17 protein-coding genes are annotated in these 17,808 nt (G+C 40.7%); 12 read left to right on the top strand and 5 right to left on the bottom strand.

The features are described 5' to 3' along the window. Positions 1-298: 298 nt before the first annotated feature. The 9 genes from ACOCD9_RS01355 (at position 299) to ACOCD9_RS01315 (ending at position 11,937) form a co-directional block, all read left to right on the top strand. Positions 299-3,487: a type ISP restriction/modification enzyme gene (locus tag ACOCD9_RS01355; RefSeq protein ID WP_419546196.1), complete on the top strand. Its 3,189-nt coding sequence runs from the start codon at positions 299-301 to the stop codon at positions 3,485-3,487. Positions 3,488-3,635: 148 nt separating this feature from the next. Beyond that, positions 3,636-6,452 carry a preprotein translocase subunit SecA gene (gene secA / locus ACOCD9_RS01350; protein WP_419546195.1) on the top strand — a complete coding sequence of 939 codons (2,817 nt, stop codon included), beginning with the start codon at positions 3,636-3,638 and terminating at the stop codon, positions 6,450-6,452. A gap of 495 nt (positions 6,453-6,947) precedes the next feature. After that, the gene (gene ispF / locus ACOCD9_RS01345; RefSeq protein WP_045361179.1) at positions 6,948-7,427 is read left to right on the top strand and encodes a 2-C-methyl-D-erythritol 2,4-cyclodiphosphate synthase; all 480 of its coding nucleotides are present in this window, start codon (positions 6,948-6,950) and stop codon (positions 7,425-7,427) included. A 41-nt stretch (positions 7,428-7,468) separates the two neighbouring features. Then, complete coding sequence (locus ACOCD9_RS01340; protein WP_419546194.1) at positions 7,469-7,696, top strand: DUF2281 domain-containing protein; 228 nt, start codon at positions 7,469-7,471, stop codon at positions 7,694-7,696. Next, positions 7,696-8,082, top strand: a complete 387-nt coding sequence (locus ACOCD9_RS01335) for a type II toxin-antitoxin system VapC family toxin (RefSeq protein ID WP_287703359.1) — start codon at positions 7,696-7,698, stop codon at positions 8,080-8,082. The genes ACOCD9_RS01340 and ACOCD9_RS01335 overlap by 1 nt, the downstream gene beginning before the upstream one ends. 92 nt (positions 8,083-8,174) lie before the next feature. Beyond that, positions 8,175-9,932: an arginine--tRNA ligase gene (gene argS, locus ACOCD9_RS01330; protein WP_419546193.1), complete on the top strand. Its 1,758-nt coding sequence runs from the start codon at positions 8,175-8,177 to the stop codon at positions 9,930-9,932. A gap of 566 nt (positions 9,933-10,498) precedes the next feature. Continuing rightward, positions 10,499-10,891 carry a Mo-dependent nitrogenase C-terminal domain-containing protein gene (locus tag ACOCD9_RS01325; protein ID WP_287665976.1) on the top strand — a complete coding sequence of 131 codons (393 nt, stop codon included), beginning with the start codon at positions 10,499-10,501 and terminating at the stop codon, positions 10,889-10,891. A 30-nt stretch (positions 10,892-10,921) separates the two neighbouring features. After that, the gene (locus tag ACOCD9_RS01320; protein ID WP_419546192.1) at positions 10,922-11,680 is read left to right on the top strand and encodes a hypothetical protein; all 759 of its coding nucleotides are present in this window, start codon (positions 10,922-10,924) and stop codon (positions 11,678-11,680) included. Positions 11,681-11,685: 5 nt separating this feature from the next. Continuing rightward, positions 11,686-11,937, top strand: coding sequence for a hypothetical protein (locus tag ACOCD9_RS01315; RefSeq protein ID WP_419546191.1), 252 nt, complete (start codon positions 11,686-11,688; stop codon positions 11,935-11,937). A gap of 42 nt (positions 11,938-11,979) precedes the next feature. Here the strand turns inward: ACOCD9_RS01315 and ACOCD9_RS01310 are convergent, their stop codons facing one another. The 5 genes from ACOCD9_RS01310 to ACOCD9_RS01290 form a co-directional block, all read right to left on the bottom strand. Further along, positions 11,980-12,387 carry a hypothetical protein gene (locus tag ACOCD9_RS01310; RefSeq protein ID WP_419546190.1) on the bottom strand — a complete coding sequence of 136 codons (408 nt, stop codon included), beginning with the start codon at positions 12,385-12,387 and terminating at the stop codon, positions 11,980-11,982. Further along, positions 12,387-14,327, bottom strand: a complete 1,941-nt coding sequence (locus ACOCD9_RS01305) for an AAA family ATPase (RefSeq protein ID WP_419546189.1) — start codon at positions 14,325-14,327, stop codon at positions 12,387-12,389. The genes ACOCD9_RS01310 and ACOCD9_RS01305 overlap by 1 nt, the downstream gene beginning before the upstream one ends. Before the next feature lie 9 nt (positions 14,328-14,336). Continuing rightward, on the bottom strand, positions 14,337-14,504 hold the full coding sequence (locus tag ACOCD9_RS01300; RefSeq protein ID WP_002733637.1) for a hypothetical protein: 168 nt from the start codon (positions 14,502-14,504) through the stop codon (positions 14,337-14,339). Between the two features lie 87 nt (positions 14,505-14,591). Further along, complete coding sequence (locus ACOCD9_RS01295) at positions 14,592-15,008, bottom strand: helicase-related protein (RefSeq protein ID WP_419546188.1); 417 nt, start codon at positions 15,006-15,008, stop codon at positions 14,592-14,594. Positions 15,009-15,107: 99 nt separating this feature from the next. After that, a complete protein-coding gene (locus tag ACOCD9_RS01290) occupies positions 15,108-15,434 on the bottom strand; it encodes a hypothetical protein (protein WP_287703314.1) in 327 nt (108 codons plus the stop codon). 128 nt (positions 15,435-15,562) lie between these two features. On the opposite strand from ACOCD9_RS01290, the gene ACOCD9_RS01285 reads away from it, so the two are divergent. The 3 genes from ACOCD9_RS01285 to ACOCD9_RS01275 all read left to right on the top strand — a co-directional run bounded on the left by ACOCD9_RS01285 (position 15,563) and on the right by ACOCD9_RS01275 (position 17,592). Continuing rightward, complete coding sequence (locus ACOCD9_RS01285; protein WP_419546187.1) at positions 15,563-16,264, top strand: 16S rRNA (uracil(1498)-N(3))-methyltransferase; 702 nt, start codon at positions 15,563-15,565, stop codon at positions 16,262-16,264. Between the two features lie 385 nt (positions 16,265-16,649). Next, positions 16,650-17,279: a DUF6391 domain-containing protein gene (locus tag ACOCD9_RS01280; protein WP_287703310.1), complete on the top strand. Its 630-nt coding sequence runs from the start codon at positions 16,650-16,652 to the stop codon at positions 17,277-17,279. Between the two features lie 79 nt (positions 17,280-17,358). Then, entirely contained in the window at positions 17,359-17,592 is a 234-nt protein-coding gene (locus ACOCD9_RS01275; protein WP_002800416.1) for a photosystem I reaction center subunit IV, read from the top strand. Positions 17,593-17,808 lie beyond the last annotated feature (216 nt).

Below are 17,808 nucleotides of genomic sequence, written 5' to 3'. Positions count from 1 at the left end.
TTAATCAATCCAAGCTTTTGGGGTTCTACCCCCCAAACCCCCCGTTGGGGGCGTGGCGCGGTCACTGAGCGTGTCGAAGTGCCGCCCCCAAACCCCCCGCGCATTAGCTTTTCGGTGGGATGCTTACAGGCAGCTGCTGATATATCTGTGATAATTCAAGAATCACTGATAATTGCTCATTGTCGGTATTTCTGCAAATGTCAGATGCAGCCATAAAGTAGGATGAGGGCAGTGGACATTGGGGGCTAAATGAGGTTATATTTTATCTATAGAAGAACGTTTGTATGTCGCAACGATAATGAGTAACTCACTGCCAAAATATCTAGAGGAAATCACAGGCATTTATCAACAGGGTAAGGCCACAGAACACAGTTATCGTCCTGCTTTAAAAAAATTAATTGAATCCCTAAATAATAACCTACAAGCTCTCAATGAGCCAAAAAGGATTGCTTGTGGCGCTCCAGATTTTGTGATTAATCAGGGTATGGTAGAAATTGGCCATCTGGAAGCAAAAGATATCGGAACTTCTCTCAAAAAGGTTGAAAATACTCCCCAAATAAAACGTTATTTACAGGCTTTAGGTAATTTAATTATCACCGATCATTTAGAATTTCGTTGGTATGTATCGGGAGAATTGCGTCTATCAGCTGCCGTGGCAAGTCTTAATCAAAAAAAGCAAATTAAACCTGATTCCCAGGGTATTTTACAAGTAGAACAATTGTTCTGTCAATTTTTCCTCTCAAAAGTTATTCAGATAACAACACCGCGAGAATTAGCGAAAAAAATGGCCGCTTTAGCGCAGTTAATTCGAGATGCAATCGGCCAAGCTTTAAAAGATCAAGATTGCGGGGGAATGTTGCGGCAACAATTGCAATCTTTTCAACGAGTTTTAATTAGTGATCTCAATGAAGCGCAGTTTGCGGATATGTATGCACAAACAATCTGTTATGGTTTATTTGCGGCACGCTGTAATACGGATCAAATAAGTTCTTTTTCCAGGGAAACGGCGGGATTTCGACTACCGAAAACTAACCCTTTTTTGCGGGGAATTTTTCATCAAATTGCTGGTACAGAATTAGATGAGCGGATTACTTGGGCTGTGGATACTCTAGCGACTATTTTACAACAAACGGACATGGAGGGGATTCTTAGCAGCTTTGGAAAACGCACGCGCAAGCAGGATCCTGTGGTTCACTTTTATGAGACTTTTTTAGCCGAATACGATAGTAAAATGCGTGAGTCTAGGGGGGTTTATTATACCCCTGAACCCGTGGTTTCTTACATGGTTCGCAGTGTGGACTATATTCTAAAAAATAAGTTTCAGATTCCTAAAGGTTTGGCCGATGCTAAAAAAATTACGATTAAGCATCCTAATAATAGCCAAGAAACTCAGGAAGTTCACCAAGTTTTAATCCTCGATCCTGCTGTGGGAACTGGCACTTTTTTACACTCTGTTATTGACCATATCTATGATAGTTTTCGTCAACAGAAAGGGATGTGGTCTAGTTATGTCAGTAAACATTTATTACCCCGTCTCTTTGGGTTTGAATTACTGATGGCTCCCTACACCGTAGCACACATGAAGTTAGGTTTACAACTTCAGGAATTAGGCTATGATTTTAGTGCCGATGAACGCTTGGGAATCTATCTCACCAACACCCTACAGGAAGCTTTTCAAATTCCCCCTGCTGACGGTTTTTTAAATCGCATTCGCGATGAAGCAGCTGCGGCAAAAGATGTTAAGCAAGAAATGCCAGTCATGGTTATTTTAGGCAATCCTCCCTATTCCTATCAGTCGATGAATACTGACCCTTGGATTGTGAATTTGGTTAAGGATTATTATCAATTAGATGGAAAACCATTGGGAGAGAGAAACCCCAAAGGTTTATTAGATGATTATGTGAAGTTTATTCGCTTTGCTCAGTATCGGGTAGCGGAGACTGGTTATGGAGTTGTGGCGTTAATTACAAATCATGGTTATTTGGATAACCCAACTTTTCGGGGAATGCGTCAAAATTTGATGCAGACTTTTGATGAGATTTATGTTTTAGATTTGCATGGGAATAGTAAGAAAAAAGAAGTTTGTCCCGACGGTTCACCCGATCAAAATGTGTTTGATATTCAGCAAGGTGTAGCGATTGCGTTTTTTATTAAGTATCAAGATAGTCAGCAAGATTTAGCGAAGGTTTATCATGCTGATTTGTGGGGTGTTAGAGAGGTTAAAGAGAATAAGGAGTTAGTTGGGGGTAAGTATCATTGGTTAGATGAAAATGATATTAGTTCAACTGAATGGTTAGATATAGAGCCTAAAAAACCATTTTATTTGTTAAGAATTCAATCAGAAGAATTGTTAGGTGAATATAATAAATATCATAGAATTGATGAAATATATATTACTCATATATATGGTTTCAAGAGTCATCGTGATCACTTTGCTATAGATTTCGATAAAGAGCAGATAGTTAAACGAATTACTGAATTAGTTAATCAAGATAAATTAGACAACTCTTTTTCTGATAAATATGATTTAGGAAAGTGGGATTGGAAGAAAGCATCTACAGCTTTGAAACAAGAGATAGACTTGTGGAGATTCCTTGACTTATGCGCTTATAGACCCTTCGACAATAGGTTTATGTTTTATTCTGATTATGTTATGGATAGAACAAGACCTGATTTAAGAAACCATATATTTAACAAAGAAAATTTGTGTTTAGTTTGTTCTCGTCAAATAGCAAATAATGAATATAGACATTTTTGGATAACTGACTTAGTTCCTAATGATTGTTTGATTTCAAATATCACGAAAGAATCTAACCATAACTTCCCCCTTTATCTTTACCCAACCAATACCCCAACCCTATTTGACACAGAACCAACCAACTCGCCAAATGGTCGCCGTCCCAATCTAGCGCCTGAATTTATTAAGGAACTTTCGGCAAAACTTGAATTAGAATTTATCAGTGATGGCAAAGGAGACGAAAAGAAAACCTTTGGACCAGAAGACATTTTTAACTATATCTATGCCGTCTTTCACTCTCCCCAATATCGCCAACGTTACGCCGAATTTTTAAAGATAGACTTTCCTCGTGTTCCTCTCACCAGTAATCAAGAATTATTCTGGGAATTAGTCAAAAAAGGTGACAGATTAGTGCAGTTACACCTAATGAAAGCAACGGGAAAAGAAATTAGTAGCTATCCCGTGGCGGGTTCCAATCTAGTCGAACAGGTGAAATATGACGAAAATAAACAACAAATTTCGATTAATTCTGACCAGTATTTTGCGGGGATTCCGCCCCAAATTTGGAACTTTTATATCGGCGGTTATCAAGTGTGTCAGAAGTGGCTAAAAGACCGCAAAGGTCGCCACCTTAGCTACGATGACCTAGAACATTATCAACAAATTATCTCCATTTTGGGCGAATCGATCGCAATTATGGAAACTATAGATATAATTATCAATAAATATGGTGGTTTCCCCTTTAGTTAAGCCACCGGTGAGAGAAGATTAACTTAATTTTTGCCCACTGGCAAGAGTCCCTTTTCACCGATAAATGATTCTCCACTCCCAACCAGAGTGATACAATTGTTAACACCACAGACCAAGAGCCAATCGAAGCGAGAGAATAAAAACTGCTATGTTAAAAGCCCTACTCGGAGACCCTAACGCCCGCAAAATTAAAAAATTTCAGCCCCTCGTCACCGAAATCAACCTGCTGGAAGAAGACATTAAAAACCTGTCCGATGAGGAATTAAGGAGCAAAACCAGCGAATTTAAGGAAAGATTGGACAAAGCCAGAAATTATGACGAAAGAGAGGAGATTCTCGAGGAAATCCTCCCCGAAGCTTTCGCCATTGTCCGGGAAGCGGGAATCCGAGTCTTAGGGATGCGTCACTTTGACGTGCAGTTATTGGGGGGAATGGTACTGCACAAAGGACAAATCGCCGAGATGAAAACCGGGGAAGGAAAAACCCTAGTTGCCACTCTCCCCGCTTATTTGAATGGATTGACCGGAAAAGGGGTTCACGTCGTCACCGTCAACGATTATCTCGCCCGTCGTGACGCGGAATGGATGGGGCAGGTACACCGCTTTTTAGGGTTAAGTGTGGGACTAATTCAAGCCGGCATGAGTCCAGAAGAAAGAAAGAAAAATTATGCCTGTGACATCACCTACACCACTAACAGCGAACTCGGCTTCGATTATCTGCGCGATAACATGGCTACAGTGATGGGGGAAGTTGTCCAAAGACCCTTTAACTACTGCGTTATCGACGAAGTGGACTCCATTCTTATCGATGAGGCCAGAACTCCATTAATTATATCAGGACCGATCGATCGACCCACAGAAAAATATATTCTCGCCGCCGAAATCGCCAAGCAATTAGTGCGCCAAAAAGTAGAAGACGGACCGGGAGACTACGAAGTTAACGAAAAAGACCGTAACGTTTTAATGACCGATGAAGGCTTTAAAAGAGCGGAAGAACTATTAGGAGTTACCGATTTATACGACCAAGAAAATCCCTGGGCGCACTATATTTCTAACGCTATTCGTGCCAAAGAACTCCAGAAAAAAGACGTTAACTATATCGTCCGCAGTGGTGAAATTGTTATCGTTGATGAGTTCACGGGACGGGTATTACCGGGGCGACGTTGGGGCGATGGTTTACATCAGGCAGTGGAGGCTAAGGAAGGGGTAGAAATTCAACAGGAAACCCAAACCTTAGCCACGATTACCTATCAAAACTTTTTCCTACTCTATCCGAAGTTATCTGGCATGACCGGGACGGCCAAAACCGAAGAAACGGAACTAGAAAAAGTCTATAACCTGCAAGTAACAATTATTCCCACTAATCGCGTTTCTCGTCGGCAAGATTTAGCCGATGTGGTCTATAAAAATGAACAGGCAAAATGGAACGCCGTCGCCGAAGAATGTCAACAAATGCACGAACAGGGTCGCCCGGTTTTAGTCGGTACTACCAGTGTGGAAAAATCGGAAGTCCTTTCGCTGTTATTACAGGAAAGAAAGATTCCCCATAACTTGCTTAATGCCCGTCCGGAAAACGTGGAAAGGGAATCAGAAATCGTCGCCCAAGCAGGCCGGGCTGGGGCCGTAACTATTGCTACGAATATGGCGGGACGGGGAACCGATATCATCCTCGGTGGTAACTCCGACTATATGGCCCGATTGAAAATTCGCGAGTATTTAATGCCCAAATTAGTTATGCCCGAAGATGACAATTTGGCCTTTAGTTTACCCAGTTTAGGAGAACGCAATCGCCCGCAAGGATTTGCTCCGGGTAAAAAGAAAAAAAACTGGCGCGCCTCGGCGGAAATTTTTCCCACCGAGTTACCGAAAGAGGTAGAAAATGCCCTGAAAGAAGCGGTTAAATTTGCCGTTGATACCCACGGAACTCAAAGTTTACCCGAATTAGAAGTGGAAGAAAAAATCGCCATCGCGGCCGAAAAAGCCCCCACGGATGACCCGGTTATTCAAAAGTTACGCGAAGTCTATAAATTAATTCGCAAAAGTTATGAAGATTACACAGGCAAAGAACACGATGAGGTAGTAGAAAGGGGCGGACTGCACGTTATCGGGACGGAACGCCACGAATCCCGCCGTATTGACAACCAATTGCGAGGCCGGGCGGGCAGACAGGGCGACCCCGGTTCTACACGCTTCTTTTTAAGCCTAGAAGACAATTTATTGCGGATTTTTGGGGGCGACCGCGTGGCGGGTTTAATGGATGCCTTCCGGGTGGAAGAAGATATGCCCATTGAATCGGGAATGTTAACTCGTTCTCTGGAAGGCGCGCAAAGAAAAGTGGAAACCTTCTATTATGATGCCCGGAAACAGGTGTTTGAATACGACGAGGTGATGAATAATCAACGGCGCGCTATTTATGCCGAACGTCGTCGGGTTTTGGAGGGGATGGACTTAAAAGAACAGGTGCTGCAATACGCCGAAAAAACCATGGATGAAATCGTCATGGCTTATGTTAATCCCGAACTGCCGGCGGAAGAATGGGATTTGGAAAAACTGATTAGTAAATCTCAGGAATTCGTCTATCTGTTGGCAGATATTACCGCTAAAGATGTCGAGGATATGAGTGTTAATGATATCAAGATTTTCCTACACGAAGAAGTTCGCAAAGCCTACGAAATTAAAGAACGTCAAGTGGATAATATTCGCGCCGGTTTAATGCGCGATGCCGAACGTTATTTTATCCTGCAGCAAATCGATATGTTATGGCGCGAACATCTGCAAGCTATGGAAGCTTTACGCGAGTCGATTGGTTTACGCGGTTACGGTCAAAAAGACCCCCTAATTGAGTATAAACAGGAAGGCTACGAGATGTTTTTAGAAATGATGATTGATATCCGTCGTAACGTGGTTTATTCTCTGTTCCAATTCCAACCGCAAGGACAACCCCAAGCAGTGGCTAGTGAACAGTAAAAACTAAAAGTTGGCTTAAATTGGGGAGAATTGGCTAAGGTTGATTCTCTCATTTTTTCCCCCTGAGAAATCAGTCACCCACAATCCAGACTAGGACAAAAATTATCAGTCCGATTACTCCATAGGACAACAACGACCCCAAAAAATTGATGATTTGTATGGGAAAATGAATCAAAACTTGGTAAGTAAAATCCGTAACTGCCAGCAAGGCAGTGAAAAATATAGTTACAAGTGTTATCATAAGTAAGTAGGATAAAATTAACTTTTTGGTTAGGATAGGCAAAAGGCAAGAGGCAAGAGGTGGTTAGATATGTGTAATTAATTGTGTTTAGTTAGTTCTTACCTAATATCTTCTCAATCTGATAGAATAAATGGCTATCCTTTGCGGTAATCGGCAGTGGATAGTCAGAAGTTAGGAGATTATCCCCAAGAAAATTCTACCGCAATTTGGGTGCATCTCACATTTGCAGAAACACCGACAATGAGGACTGCTCTATGAATATTCGTATTGGTAACGGCTACGATATCCACCGATTGGTAACAGGAAGACCTTTAATTTTAGGAGGAGTAGAGATTGCCCATACTGTGGGTTTATTGGGTCACAGTGATGCCGATGTCTTAACCCACGCTATTATGGATGCCATGCTGGGGGCGCTTAGTTTAGGCGATATCGGTCATTATTTTCCCCCCACAGACCCGCAATGGCAAGGGGCGAATAGTTTAAAATTATTAGAACAAGTTAATCAATTAATTATCGATAAAGGTTGGCAGATTAATAATATTGATTCGGTAATCGTTGCCGAAAAACCGAAAATGAAACCCCACCTTAATGCGATGCGAGCCAAATTAGCAGAAACTCTCAAGATTAATCCAGAACAGGTGGGAATTAAAGCCACTACTAACGAACAATTGGGACCAGTGGGACGAGAAGAAGGTATCGCAGTTTATGCCGTGGTTTTATTGGTTAAGGAATAAGTAATTAGTAAAAATTTGCTGAGATTAAGTATCCAGAACTTATGAATATAGACACAAAAATCTTAGAAACTGTCGAAGCAATGCCAGAGTTCTTAAAAATAGAGCTGCTTCACTATGCTGAATATTTGATGGCCAATTATCAATCAGATGCTATTATAGAGAAACCTTCTCTTAGAAAACGTCGTTCAGGAATTTTACAAGGTACATTTACCTTACCTTTGTCTGATGATTTTGATGAGTCTTTGGAAGATTTTCAGGAATATATGTGATGACATCTTTTCTTCTGGATACTCATACTTTCATCTGGTTAACTGAAAACGATTCTAACTTGCCTAATAATCTTCGGGAGGAAATTGATTTTGCTCCTGAAGTTTATGTCAGTATTGTTAGTCTCTGGGAAATCGCGATTAAGTTAAATTTAGGTAAGTTAGCCCTACAAAAAAGTTATGAAACCATTGAAACTAAACTAGAAGCATCAGATATAAACTTACTGTCTATATCATTTTCTAATACTCTAAAAATTTGTACTTTACCCTTGCATCACCGTGATCCATTTGATAGAATGCTAATTGCTCAGTCTCTAAACAGATCGCTAATTCTAATTAGTAAAGATACTAAATTTGATGCTTATAATGTACCAAGAAAATGGACATAATACCCCGTCCGGCTCAATTCTATTCAAGATGAGAGCAAGATAAATTTCCTAATTCCCCATAGACTTCTAACATTCATTGCTAAATTCTCTCTATGACTGCCATTATCCAACAAATAAAAGAGCGTTTTTCCCAATCCCTAGTTAAATCCTTTGGGGAAAACTTCGCTGATACCGATCCCCTAATTGTGGTCGCTAGTAACCCCCGTTTTGGCGATTATCAATGTAATATTTCCCTCTCTTTAGCCAAAGAATTAAAACAAAAACCCCGGGAAGTGGCGGCAACTTTACTAAAAAATCTAGAGATAGATGATCTCTGTCAACCCCCCGAAATTGCTGGACCCGGTTTTATCAATCTTACCCTTAAACCTAGTTATCTAGAAACCCAATTAAAAGACCTAATTACTGACAACCGTTTAGGAGTTGCCGCTGCTAACCCCAGTCAAAAAATTATTGTCGATTTTTCCAGTCCCAATATTGCCAAAGAAATGCACGTCGGCCACTTGCGATCAACTATAATTGGTGATTGTATTGCTCGGATTTTAGAATTTCGTCATCATCAAGTAATTCGTCTTAATCACGTCGGGGATTGGGGTACTCAATTCGGGATGTTAATCACCTATCTACAAGAAGCTTATCCTAGTGCTTTAACCCAAGCAGATGCTCTGGATTTAGGGGATTTAGTTAGCTTTTATAAAAAGGCTAAAATTCGTTTTGATGAAGACGAAAACTTTAAAGAAACTGCCCGTCAAGCCGTAGTAAAATTACAGTCAGGTGATCCTCAAAGTCGTCAAGCATGGCAGTTACTTTGTCAACAATCACGGCGGGAATTTCAGAAAATCTATGATATTCTCGATATAAAACTGACTGAAAGGGGGGAATCTTTTTATAATCCCTACCTTGAGACAGTAATCAGAGAATTAGATCAACAGGGATTGCTAACAGAAGACAACGGCGCTTTATGCGTCTTTCTCGATGGTTTTACCAACAAAGAGGGGGAGCCTTTGCCCCTAATTGTCAAGAAATCCGACGGCGGTTATAATTACGCTACCACCGATTTAGCGGCAATTTGTTATCGAGTGCGTCAAGATAAAGCCGAAAGAATAATTTATGTTACCGATGCTGGACAAGCTAACCATTTTGCCCAAGTATTTCAGGTGGCTAAAAAAGCGGGATTTTTACCCGATAATGTGGCAGTGGTTCACGTCGCTTTTGGATTAGTTTTAGGGGAAGATGGTAAAAAATTAAAAACTCGTTCCGGGGAGACGGTAAAACTACAAGAATTACTCGATCAAGCGATCGCCTGTTCCCTAGCTGACTTAGAAAAAAGACTGGCAAGCGAGGAAAGAGAAGAAACTGGCGATTTTATCACTAAGACTGCCGAAACTGTCGGGTTAAGTGCTGTTAAATACGCCGATCTCAGCCAAAATCGTAATAGTAACTACGTTTTCAGTTACGACAAAATGCTCAATCTCCAAGGCAACACCGCCCCCTATATGCTGTACGCTTACGCTAGAGTCCAGAGTATCAGTCGCGAAGGTGGTATTAATTTTCAGGATTTAAGTGCCAATTCACCGCTAATTCTCAAGGATGAAAGCGAATTAATTCTGGCTAAACAATTACTGCAACTGCCGGAAGTAATTAGTGCCGTGGAAGAGGATTTATTACCCAATCGTTTATGTGATTATCTTTACGAACTAAGTAAAAAGTATAATCGTTTCTACGAGAATTGTCCCGTTCTGAAAGCGGCAGAACCGATTAAAACCTCTCGTTTAGTTCTGTGTGATTTAACGGCAAGAACCCTAAAATTAGGCTTATCTCTGCTGGGAATACCCGTTTTGGAAAGAATGTAAATCAGTTATCAGTGATCAGCTATCAGTTATCAGTTGACAGTTATCAGTTGACAGCAAAAAACCACCCAATTCATAATTGATAATTGATAATTCATAATTCCCACACCCCACCCCTTGGATTGCGTATCTTTGACAAAAGCGGGTGCTATTTTATACCCAGAAAAAGTGTACTATGCTGACGTGAAAAAACCTGAGTTTTTGCTAACCTAGAAATAGCTCTAATCAGAGCCAATATTTTTGGGCGAAGCTTAGAGATTAATCTAGTTAAACTCACTCGTGACGTTATCTTATTGTCGTCTGTTGCCTATTAGCTTTCAGGTGATAACTCGGAGGTAGAGAATTAGTACAAATGCTCAAACTTCCTCTCCCTACTCCCTGCTCGCTCATAGACAGTCTTAACGAGTAATTTAGATAGTTAACAGCTTACTCCCGCATCTAGGCCGCTGACGCAATAAGCCACATCTGTTATCCCAGAGATGTTATCGTTAAAGCGGCCAACTATCCGAACACCCTAGGTGATTTTCGGGAAAGATTGTTCGCCCTCTCGTAATCTTAGATAGAACCTTATGAGTCAATCAATAGAAGGTAAGGCTATGGCCGATGCTGATGTATCAGATTATACCACAAATAAAATAATTTTGTCTAATTGGATCGCCCCTTGGTCGAAAGGCAATCGGAAAAACCCGTCACCGCAACCAAAATGGGATTTATGGCAACCCCTGCGGCAACGAATTGATCGCCTAGAGATTAATACGCCTGCACTAGCCCACAGGATTTGTCGTCTAATTCCGGCTCAATGTCCCTTTGCGCGGAAAATTACCCTATTTAGCTGGACAATTCTAGAGATTCCACCCCTTTGCAAGCTAAATCCCCTCTACGAAAACCTAATGATGTTAAGATTTCGCGCTCTTTCTTACCTAGCCGATGAATGTGGAGAGGATATCGGTGCTTACTGCTAGAATGGGTGAGTGTCTTTAATCGCCACACCTATGGCCATCATTGCCCTGAAAGCTTGGTATCTGGACAAATACGAACCTATCCGCGAGGTTGTCAAACGTCCCCACGACTTGCGCTTAAGTCGCAATAGTCTCTTAAAATCGGGTTTAAGGGCCGATTTTCTCGATGATAGTCTGACAATACAGGGTTCTGTCTGGTTCCAACGCTATCTAGAAGGGGAAAGGGTGGAATTTTACCTCGAAGGTAGTGGCGGTTACGTCATCTCGAATATTGACCTGATTTCCCAAGAAATTTACTTTACTAAACAGGACCTCAGCGCCTGGTTGGATCCCGTCATTTATTTTAGCTCCCAAAGCCAATTTAAGGACTCTAGCACCGCTTTAAAAACAGTTTTGACCGAAACCGTCGAAAATCTCAATAAACGCTCCCGTTTGCCCTTAACCATCGAAGAAACGCCCCGAACTGAGGGCAATGTCACCAGATTGAGTGATAGTCAATTACGCAAAATTCGCAAAAGTTTATTATTTATTGCCGATGCTACGGCGATTAGCCAAAAGGAAACGGAATTACTGCCTAGTCCCCTAGTGGGTGTAGAATTGGGTTATGCGATCGCTTGTAAACAGGGCGGACAAATTCTGCTAACCTATCAAAATCGGGCGGAATTAAAGGGTAAACTAGCTTTTGACCTGCCAAGCTACCAAAAATTAATTTTCTCGGATCTTAGCGAATTGCGTCTGACTTTTCCGCCTTTAATGGCAACTTTATTGCAAAAATTCAATCTGATTAGTTAAAAAAAATGAGTAGAAAAGCTGACGAATACTCAGTACATTTGTTCTTGAGCAGTGGACATCGCGAGGAAGTCCGTTTTTTGACTATCCAAGAATTTCAAAAGTGGTACAGTAACGAATTAGTTCCGAAAGCCGATTCTAGGGATTTTATCAATGTTCCGATCAGAAATATTCAAGGGGAATATATGGTTTTACGTCCAGCTAGTATCGTTGCTATTCGCGTGGAACCCGTCTTTTTTGGCAGTGTGGAAAGAATGTAATTTGTCGTTATCCCTAAAAAAGATAGTTAGATGGAGAGAATTTCAGAGATTATTGATAATTCTCTCAATATCAGCTTGAATTTGATTGCTGACTTTGCCTTGCCAGCGTTCTTTTAATTCCCTTAATCCCACTTCTGCGTATTGACAGATCTTATCTAAAACTTCTTTGCCATCGCTGGGTTGAGGATAGGAATTCTTTTTACAGATAATATAAATTCCGGTAGTTAAAGCTAAAATAACTTCTGGATCGATTTGGCTAATAGCAATTAAATCCTGTCGATTACTCAGAGTGGTTCCGTAGATACTGAAGTCTTGTTTAATGGCAAAAGCAGCGGCGAATAAATAGGCATCTACCATGCGCTCAAAGGTTTTATTATCTTTTAGTACCTGTAGATAATTTCTGGAAGTTTCCGAGGCATAAATCTTCAAACTGGCATCGATTCTCTGCATTAGTAACTCTCCATCACTTCAATCACGGAAGCATCTTCATCGGCAGCCAAACGGTGTATTTTAAAAATATCGGTAGTGTGGGGAAGCAAGAGATTTAAAAGTGGATCGGGAAGATCGCGATCCGTTGCTAAAATAACTACTTGGGAGTTTAAATTAGGGAGAGAGTTAATAATATTTTTTTGATGTTCTTTGTCTAAATGACCAAAAGGTGTATCCATAATTAGGGGAACACAAGTATCGGTTATTTGATTTAAGCCGGTGATAAAAGCAAAAGCTAAAGCTTCCTTTTCTCCCGCACTTAAGACATCGGGATTTAATAATTTTCCCGTGAGGGTACGGATTCCTAAAGTGTATTCGGAAGTAATTTCTACTCCTCTATATTCCTCTGGTTTGTTGGTTACTTGTAAATAGCGATCGCTGGTTACTTGATTAATCATTTTTTGGGAATTATCGATATTCCATTCGATTAATTCGTTAGTGGCATTTTTTAAACCTCTGGCCATTTTAACCTGATTAGATAACATCAATGTGGTTTTATTTTCACTAGCTAAAATTTCCACTTCTTTGCGTAAATGTTCTAATTGCTTTTCTTTGATTTCAATTTCCTTTTGCAAGCGTTCGATCTTTTCTTGGATCATCTCAACATTTTTACCAGATTCGCCAACTTTTCGCCAAATCTCATTAGCTGATTCTTGATTGGTTCCCGTGGTTTCCTGTTTTAGCTGTTTAATATGTTGATTAATTTCTTCGATTTCTTCTTCTAAACGATCTCTTTGTAAAAGCAATTGACTATAATTGCTAAATTTGGCATTATCTCGGATAATTCCCTGTAAATAAATTCTAAGTTGGTCTTTTTCTATTCTGGTGGCGTTGTCCACTTCTAAGGACTCTAGTTCGGCAATTTGTTGCAGGATAAAGTCACGAGAATTTTGATCTAAACAACGACCACATAGACAGCTTTCATCGTCAAGTATTGCTTTTAAAACTGCTGTAGAATTAGTTTTATAAGTGCTTTTTAAGCTAGTAACTTGCAAATCGTCAGCCATTTCCTGCACAAAGTTAATCAGCAAAGGTATCGAAGCTTTTTTTAACCAAGAATCGATAGACTTTTGTAGGTTATTTAACTGAGTTTGTAAACCGATACGCTTTTTCTCTAAGTTATGAATTTCCTCTTGTTTTTCTCGTAAACCTTCAATCTGTGCGGCTTTTTCTTGAGCATCATGATGGATAATTTTAGCATTTTTTTCCTCATCTTTAGCATTTTTAAGCTGACCTTTTTTAAGTTCAATGTCTCCTTCTAATTCTCGCAATTGTTTTCTCTTATCTTTTAAAGCTTGACTGGTTCCCTCTGCTTTATTGAAACGGTTTTCTAATTCTTGTAAGGCTTTTTCTGTATCATCGCGCAGATTTCTTAATTCAGGGATACCCAAAACTTTTTCAATTGCTTCTTTTGCTTCTTTAGTTTGGGTTATCTGGGTATATTGTTCAATTTTTAAGCCATCAAAACAGAAAAAATCTCGAATAGATTTAGGAAGCAATGCTTCGATATATTCCCTAGAGTTACTTCTCATGGTTCCATCTTCATAAAATAATGCTTCCTCTACGCTGGGATAAGAAGTGCTACCATTAACTTTTAATTTCGCTGTGCGACTGATAAAGTAATTTTTCTCGTTTCTAGTAAAATTTAATTCTACCCGCATTTCTTTTGCCGGTGAAGAATCATCCTTACCTCGATAAAAATAGGTTTTCAGAGTCTCTTTAGATACAATATCTCCCCCATATAGACACCATAAAATCGCCGTCATCAGAGAAGTTTTACCGTGGCCATTATTACCAAAAATAATCTGAATTTTTCTGTCGGGATGCAGGTTAAAAGTAATATTTTGACTAGGGTAACATTTCCAATTAGTTAAGCGAATTTGTTTCAGTCTCAAAGTCATAGAGTTTATTTATTGTGAGGAGTCGGTATATTTTTCGATAAGTTTGACAATTTTAGGTGATAGCTGCCGATTTTTGAGAGTAATTTTTTCTACTTCTAAAGCCATGGCTTCCTTTAGCAGTTGGGGAGGTATCTCATATTTTTGGGCTATTTCTTTAATTTTAGCAGTTATGTCCATGGATTTTCTGGGGGTTAGGGGTTAGGGAGTGGAGATTGTCAAGTCTTAATTCTTATTTGGCAAGAGATACCTTGATGAGGATAAATTTTATAACAGATCTGAGTAGGTAAGGCCATAGTAACTTAATTCTTGGACTAATCTGTTGATAACTGTAGCTTGATTGCTGGCTGCCCGGGCAAAATCAATAACTCTTTTGATCTCCGATGCAATTAATTTTACCTCACCATCGCCCCAAGTAGGAACCACCAAGACATCGATTAAAGTCGCTTTCTTCTTTGCCACGGCTGCCCGGAGAATTCTGCCGCGACGTTGAATAAATTGACGAGGAGAAGCATCAGCAGCGAGGATAATTCCCTGACTGACTTGTGGGATATCAACTCCCTCATCGAGACATTTTACCGCCACTAATGCGTCAAGATTTCCCGAAGATAACTGTGATAATAACATAACTCGATCGCTGTCTAAGGAACTATAGCGAGCGACTCTTTTTCCCTGACGCGCCAATCGGGTACTAATCTAAACAAGGTAGATAAATTTTTTTCAATGAGATTATGGTGATCCCTGTGATATTCTTCTAATAGGTCTAACTGTTGTAGTGGCAATTTAAATTCCTCCTCGATCTCGTTTTAAATCATAAATAACTTTTTCATAACACCAGCTTTTACTGCGTTGGGGATTTCTCAATCTAATACTTAAAAGCAATCGACTCGCTAAAGCTTTATCTCCATTCACGAGGGTTAAAAGTTCTCTTTCTAAGTAGAAAAGTTTAGGCTGACTGATTGGCAAATTTTGACGATTATTTTTAGAAGTAGCTCTTTTCGGTTTAGTGGGGGATAAAGATACGGTATCGACTAACCACCAGATAGCTACAGCTAACCCCAACAACAGCACTCCCATAAAAGAGTATAAAACGATGCCTAGTAAATTCATTAATCAATTCCCAGATTTCTTAATGATCAAGATTTTAGGCTAATCTACCCCATACAAAAACACCATAAAAGCTAAAATAGATAGCTGACAGTGATTCTGAACACAATAGCAATATAGACTAAACCGCCTTGTATTACCGTCTTCTTCTTGATTTTAATACCCTAGAAAACGGGTTAATTGCCCTAACATCTGAACAAAGTCATTATCTTAAAAAAGTTGTTCGTTTAAAATCCCATGACCGTTTTATTGCCCTAAATGGACAAGGACAAGCGTGGTTAGCGGAAATAATTGATAATTCGGCCCATCTTTTAGAAGCGATAAACGAAACTACCGAACTACCAGTACAAGTGAATTTAATGGTAGCAATTCCCAAAAATGGCTTTGATGATATCGTTCGCGCTGCCACCGAATTAGGAGTTTATCGGATTATCCCGCTGCTGACAGAACGGGGTTTAGTTAATCCTAGTCCTCAAAAAATCGACCGTTGGCGAAAAATTGCCCGGGAAGCTGTAGAACAATCAGAAAGACAGATTATTCCTATTATCGAAGAACCACAATCATTTTTAGCCATCCTTAGCCGGGGAGCTAACCCACAGACAACTTGTTATATTGGTGTTACCCGTAGAACAGTGGCCCCGCTACTTTCTCAATTGCAAACATCAACCGAGATAACCATGGCTATCGGACCGGAAGGGGGATGGACGGAGACAGAAATAGAACAAGCACTCGCCGCTAATTTTCTACCTGTATCATTGGGAAAACGCATTTTGAGAACAATTACCGCTCCCTTAGTGGCTCTTGCTATCATTAACGCCTATTTAGACAGCTAATTGACTAGAGTTTCTATGACCAAGACCAGCAATCCAGATAACTGGAATCATTTCGCTTCTTAACTAGGGTTTGCGGCAAAAAGTTTTTCGTGGGGGCAGGGTGTGGGGTGTAGGGTGTAGGGTGTAGGGTTTTACCGGTTTTCAGGTGGTCAATTACCCAATTTTCAGGGAAAAAGTCCCGGAATTTTCCCCCTGCTCACTCCCATGCCCGGCACTTTTGGATTTCAAAAAAGTCTAGAAGTCTTATCCAACAAGGTTTTTAGATTTATTCAGCAAACCTTACCTAAAGCAAAAACTAGCAGCAGTTCCCCAGTGGTCAGATTTTCCCTTTTTTGTCGAATAGCACCCTCATCCTCCTCGAAAAAACTCCCCCTAGCGCAACTTTATGACCTCTAGTAGCCCTTCTAACCCCTCTTTTGACTGGTTTAACCCCTCGCCCCAGCAAGACAGCGATTTACTGGCACAAATCGGCTTTATCCCCGGTTTCAAAGAATTTCTCACCCTGCGACAGGTTCACGCCTTGGAACACGCCACCGTCTGGGTATTAAGCGAAATGGTTGCCCGTCGTCAATCGCCTTTTGACCACTCCCCTGCGGATAACGAGGCCCTGGGGGGACTGTCCACCGATAGGGGTTTTTATCTCTACGGACAGATTAATACAAATGAACTGCAAATTGCGGCCAAACAGGCTCTTCATCGTCTCAAAAATGGCGAGGGGCAATTGGCACTACATCCGCGTTGTGGCACCAATTTATCGGTAACTTTAGCCTTAACCGCTGGCTTAGTCTTAGGAACTCATCTTCTCTTACCCAGAGGTCCGATTTCTCAGTTATTAGGCTTAGGTTTAGCCACCGCCACCGCTTTTCAAATCGGGCCAGATGTGGGAATGTCGGCCCAAAAATACCTGACTACGGCCATTCCTTTTAACTTAACAATCGTTAACATTGCACCAAAGGCAGACCTATGGGGACGTTCGGGGCATTTTGTCCAAACAGAGTGGCAAGATTTGCAATAAAACTTAAAGTAAAAACCCTTTCGGCAAATTCGCTCTGATTGTAACCTGTTAACTAAACCCTTAAAAAAAAACAACAGCTATGCCTGGAATCGAACGCGGAGCCGAAGTTAGAGTCAAACGGAAAGAGTCTTACTGGTACAACGATGTAGGAACCGTAGCCAGTGTTGACAAAAGTGGTATCCTCTATCCCGTTATCGTCCGTTTTAACACTGTTAACTACCACGGTTTTAGTGGTAGCGCCGGTGGACTGAATACCAATAACTTCGCTGAAAGTGAATTGGAACTCGTTAAGGCTGCCCCCGCTAAGAAATAAAGCTGAGTAAAATTCGGCCTATCATCACCGACTGACTGACGGGAATTCTCTCTTGTTGGTCGGTTTTTTTATAGCTAAGTAGCTGGTTATAATTAAATTAAAAATGGATTTTAGGTTCGATCCCCCCTGCCCCCCTTGATAAGGGGGGTGCCGATAGGCGGGGGGATCCCCCCTTAATCCCCCCTTAATAAGGGGGGCATCTGACAACTTTTAACG

Source organism: Microcystis sp. (genome assembly GCF_048564745.1).
GTDB classification, from domain to species: Bacteria; Cyanobacteriota; Cyanobacteriia; order Cyanobacteriales; family Microcystaceae; genus Microcystis; species Microcystis ichthyoblabe_A.
This window is presented reverse-complemented; position numbering and strand designations above follow the sequence as displayed.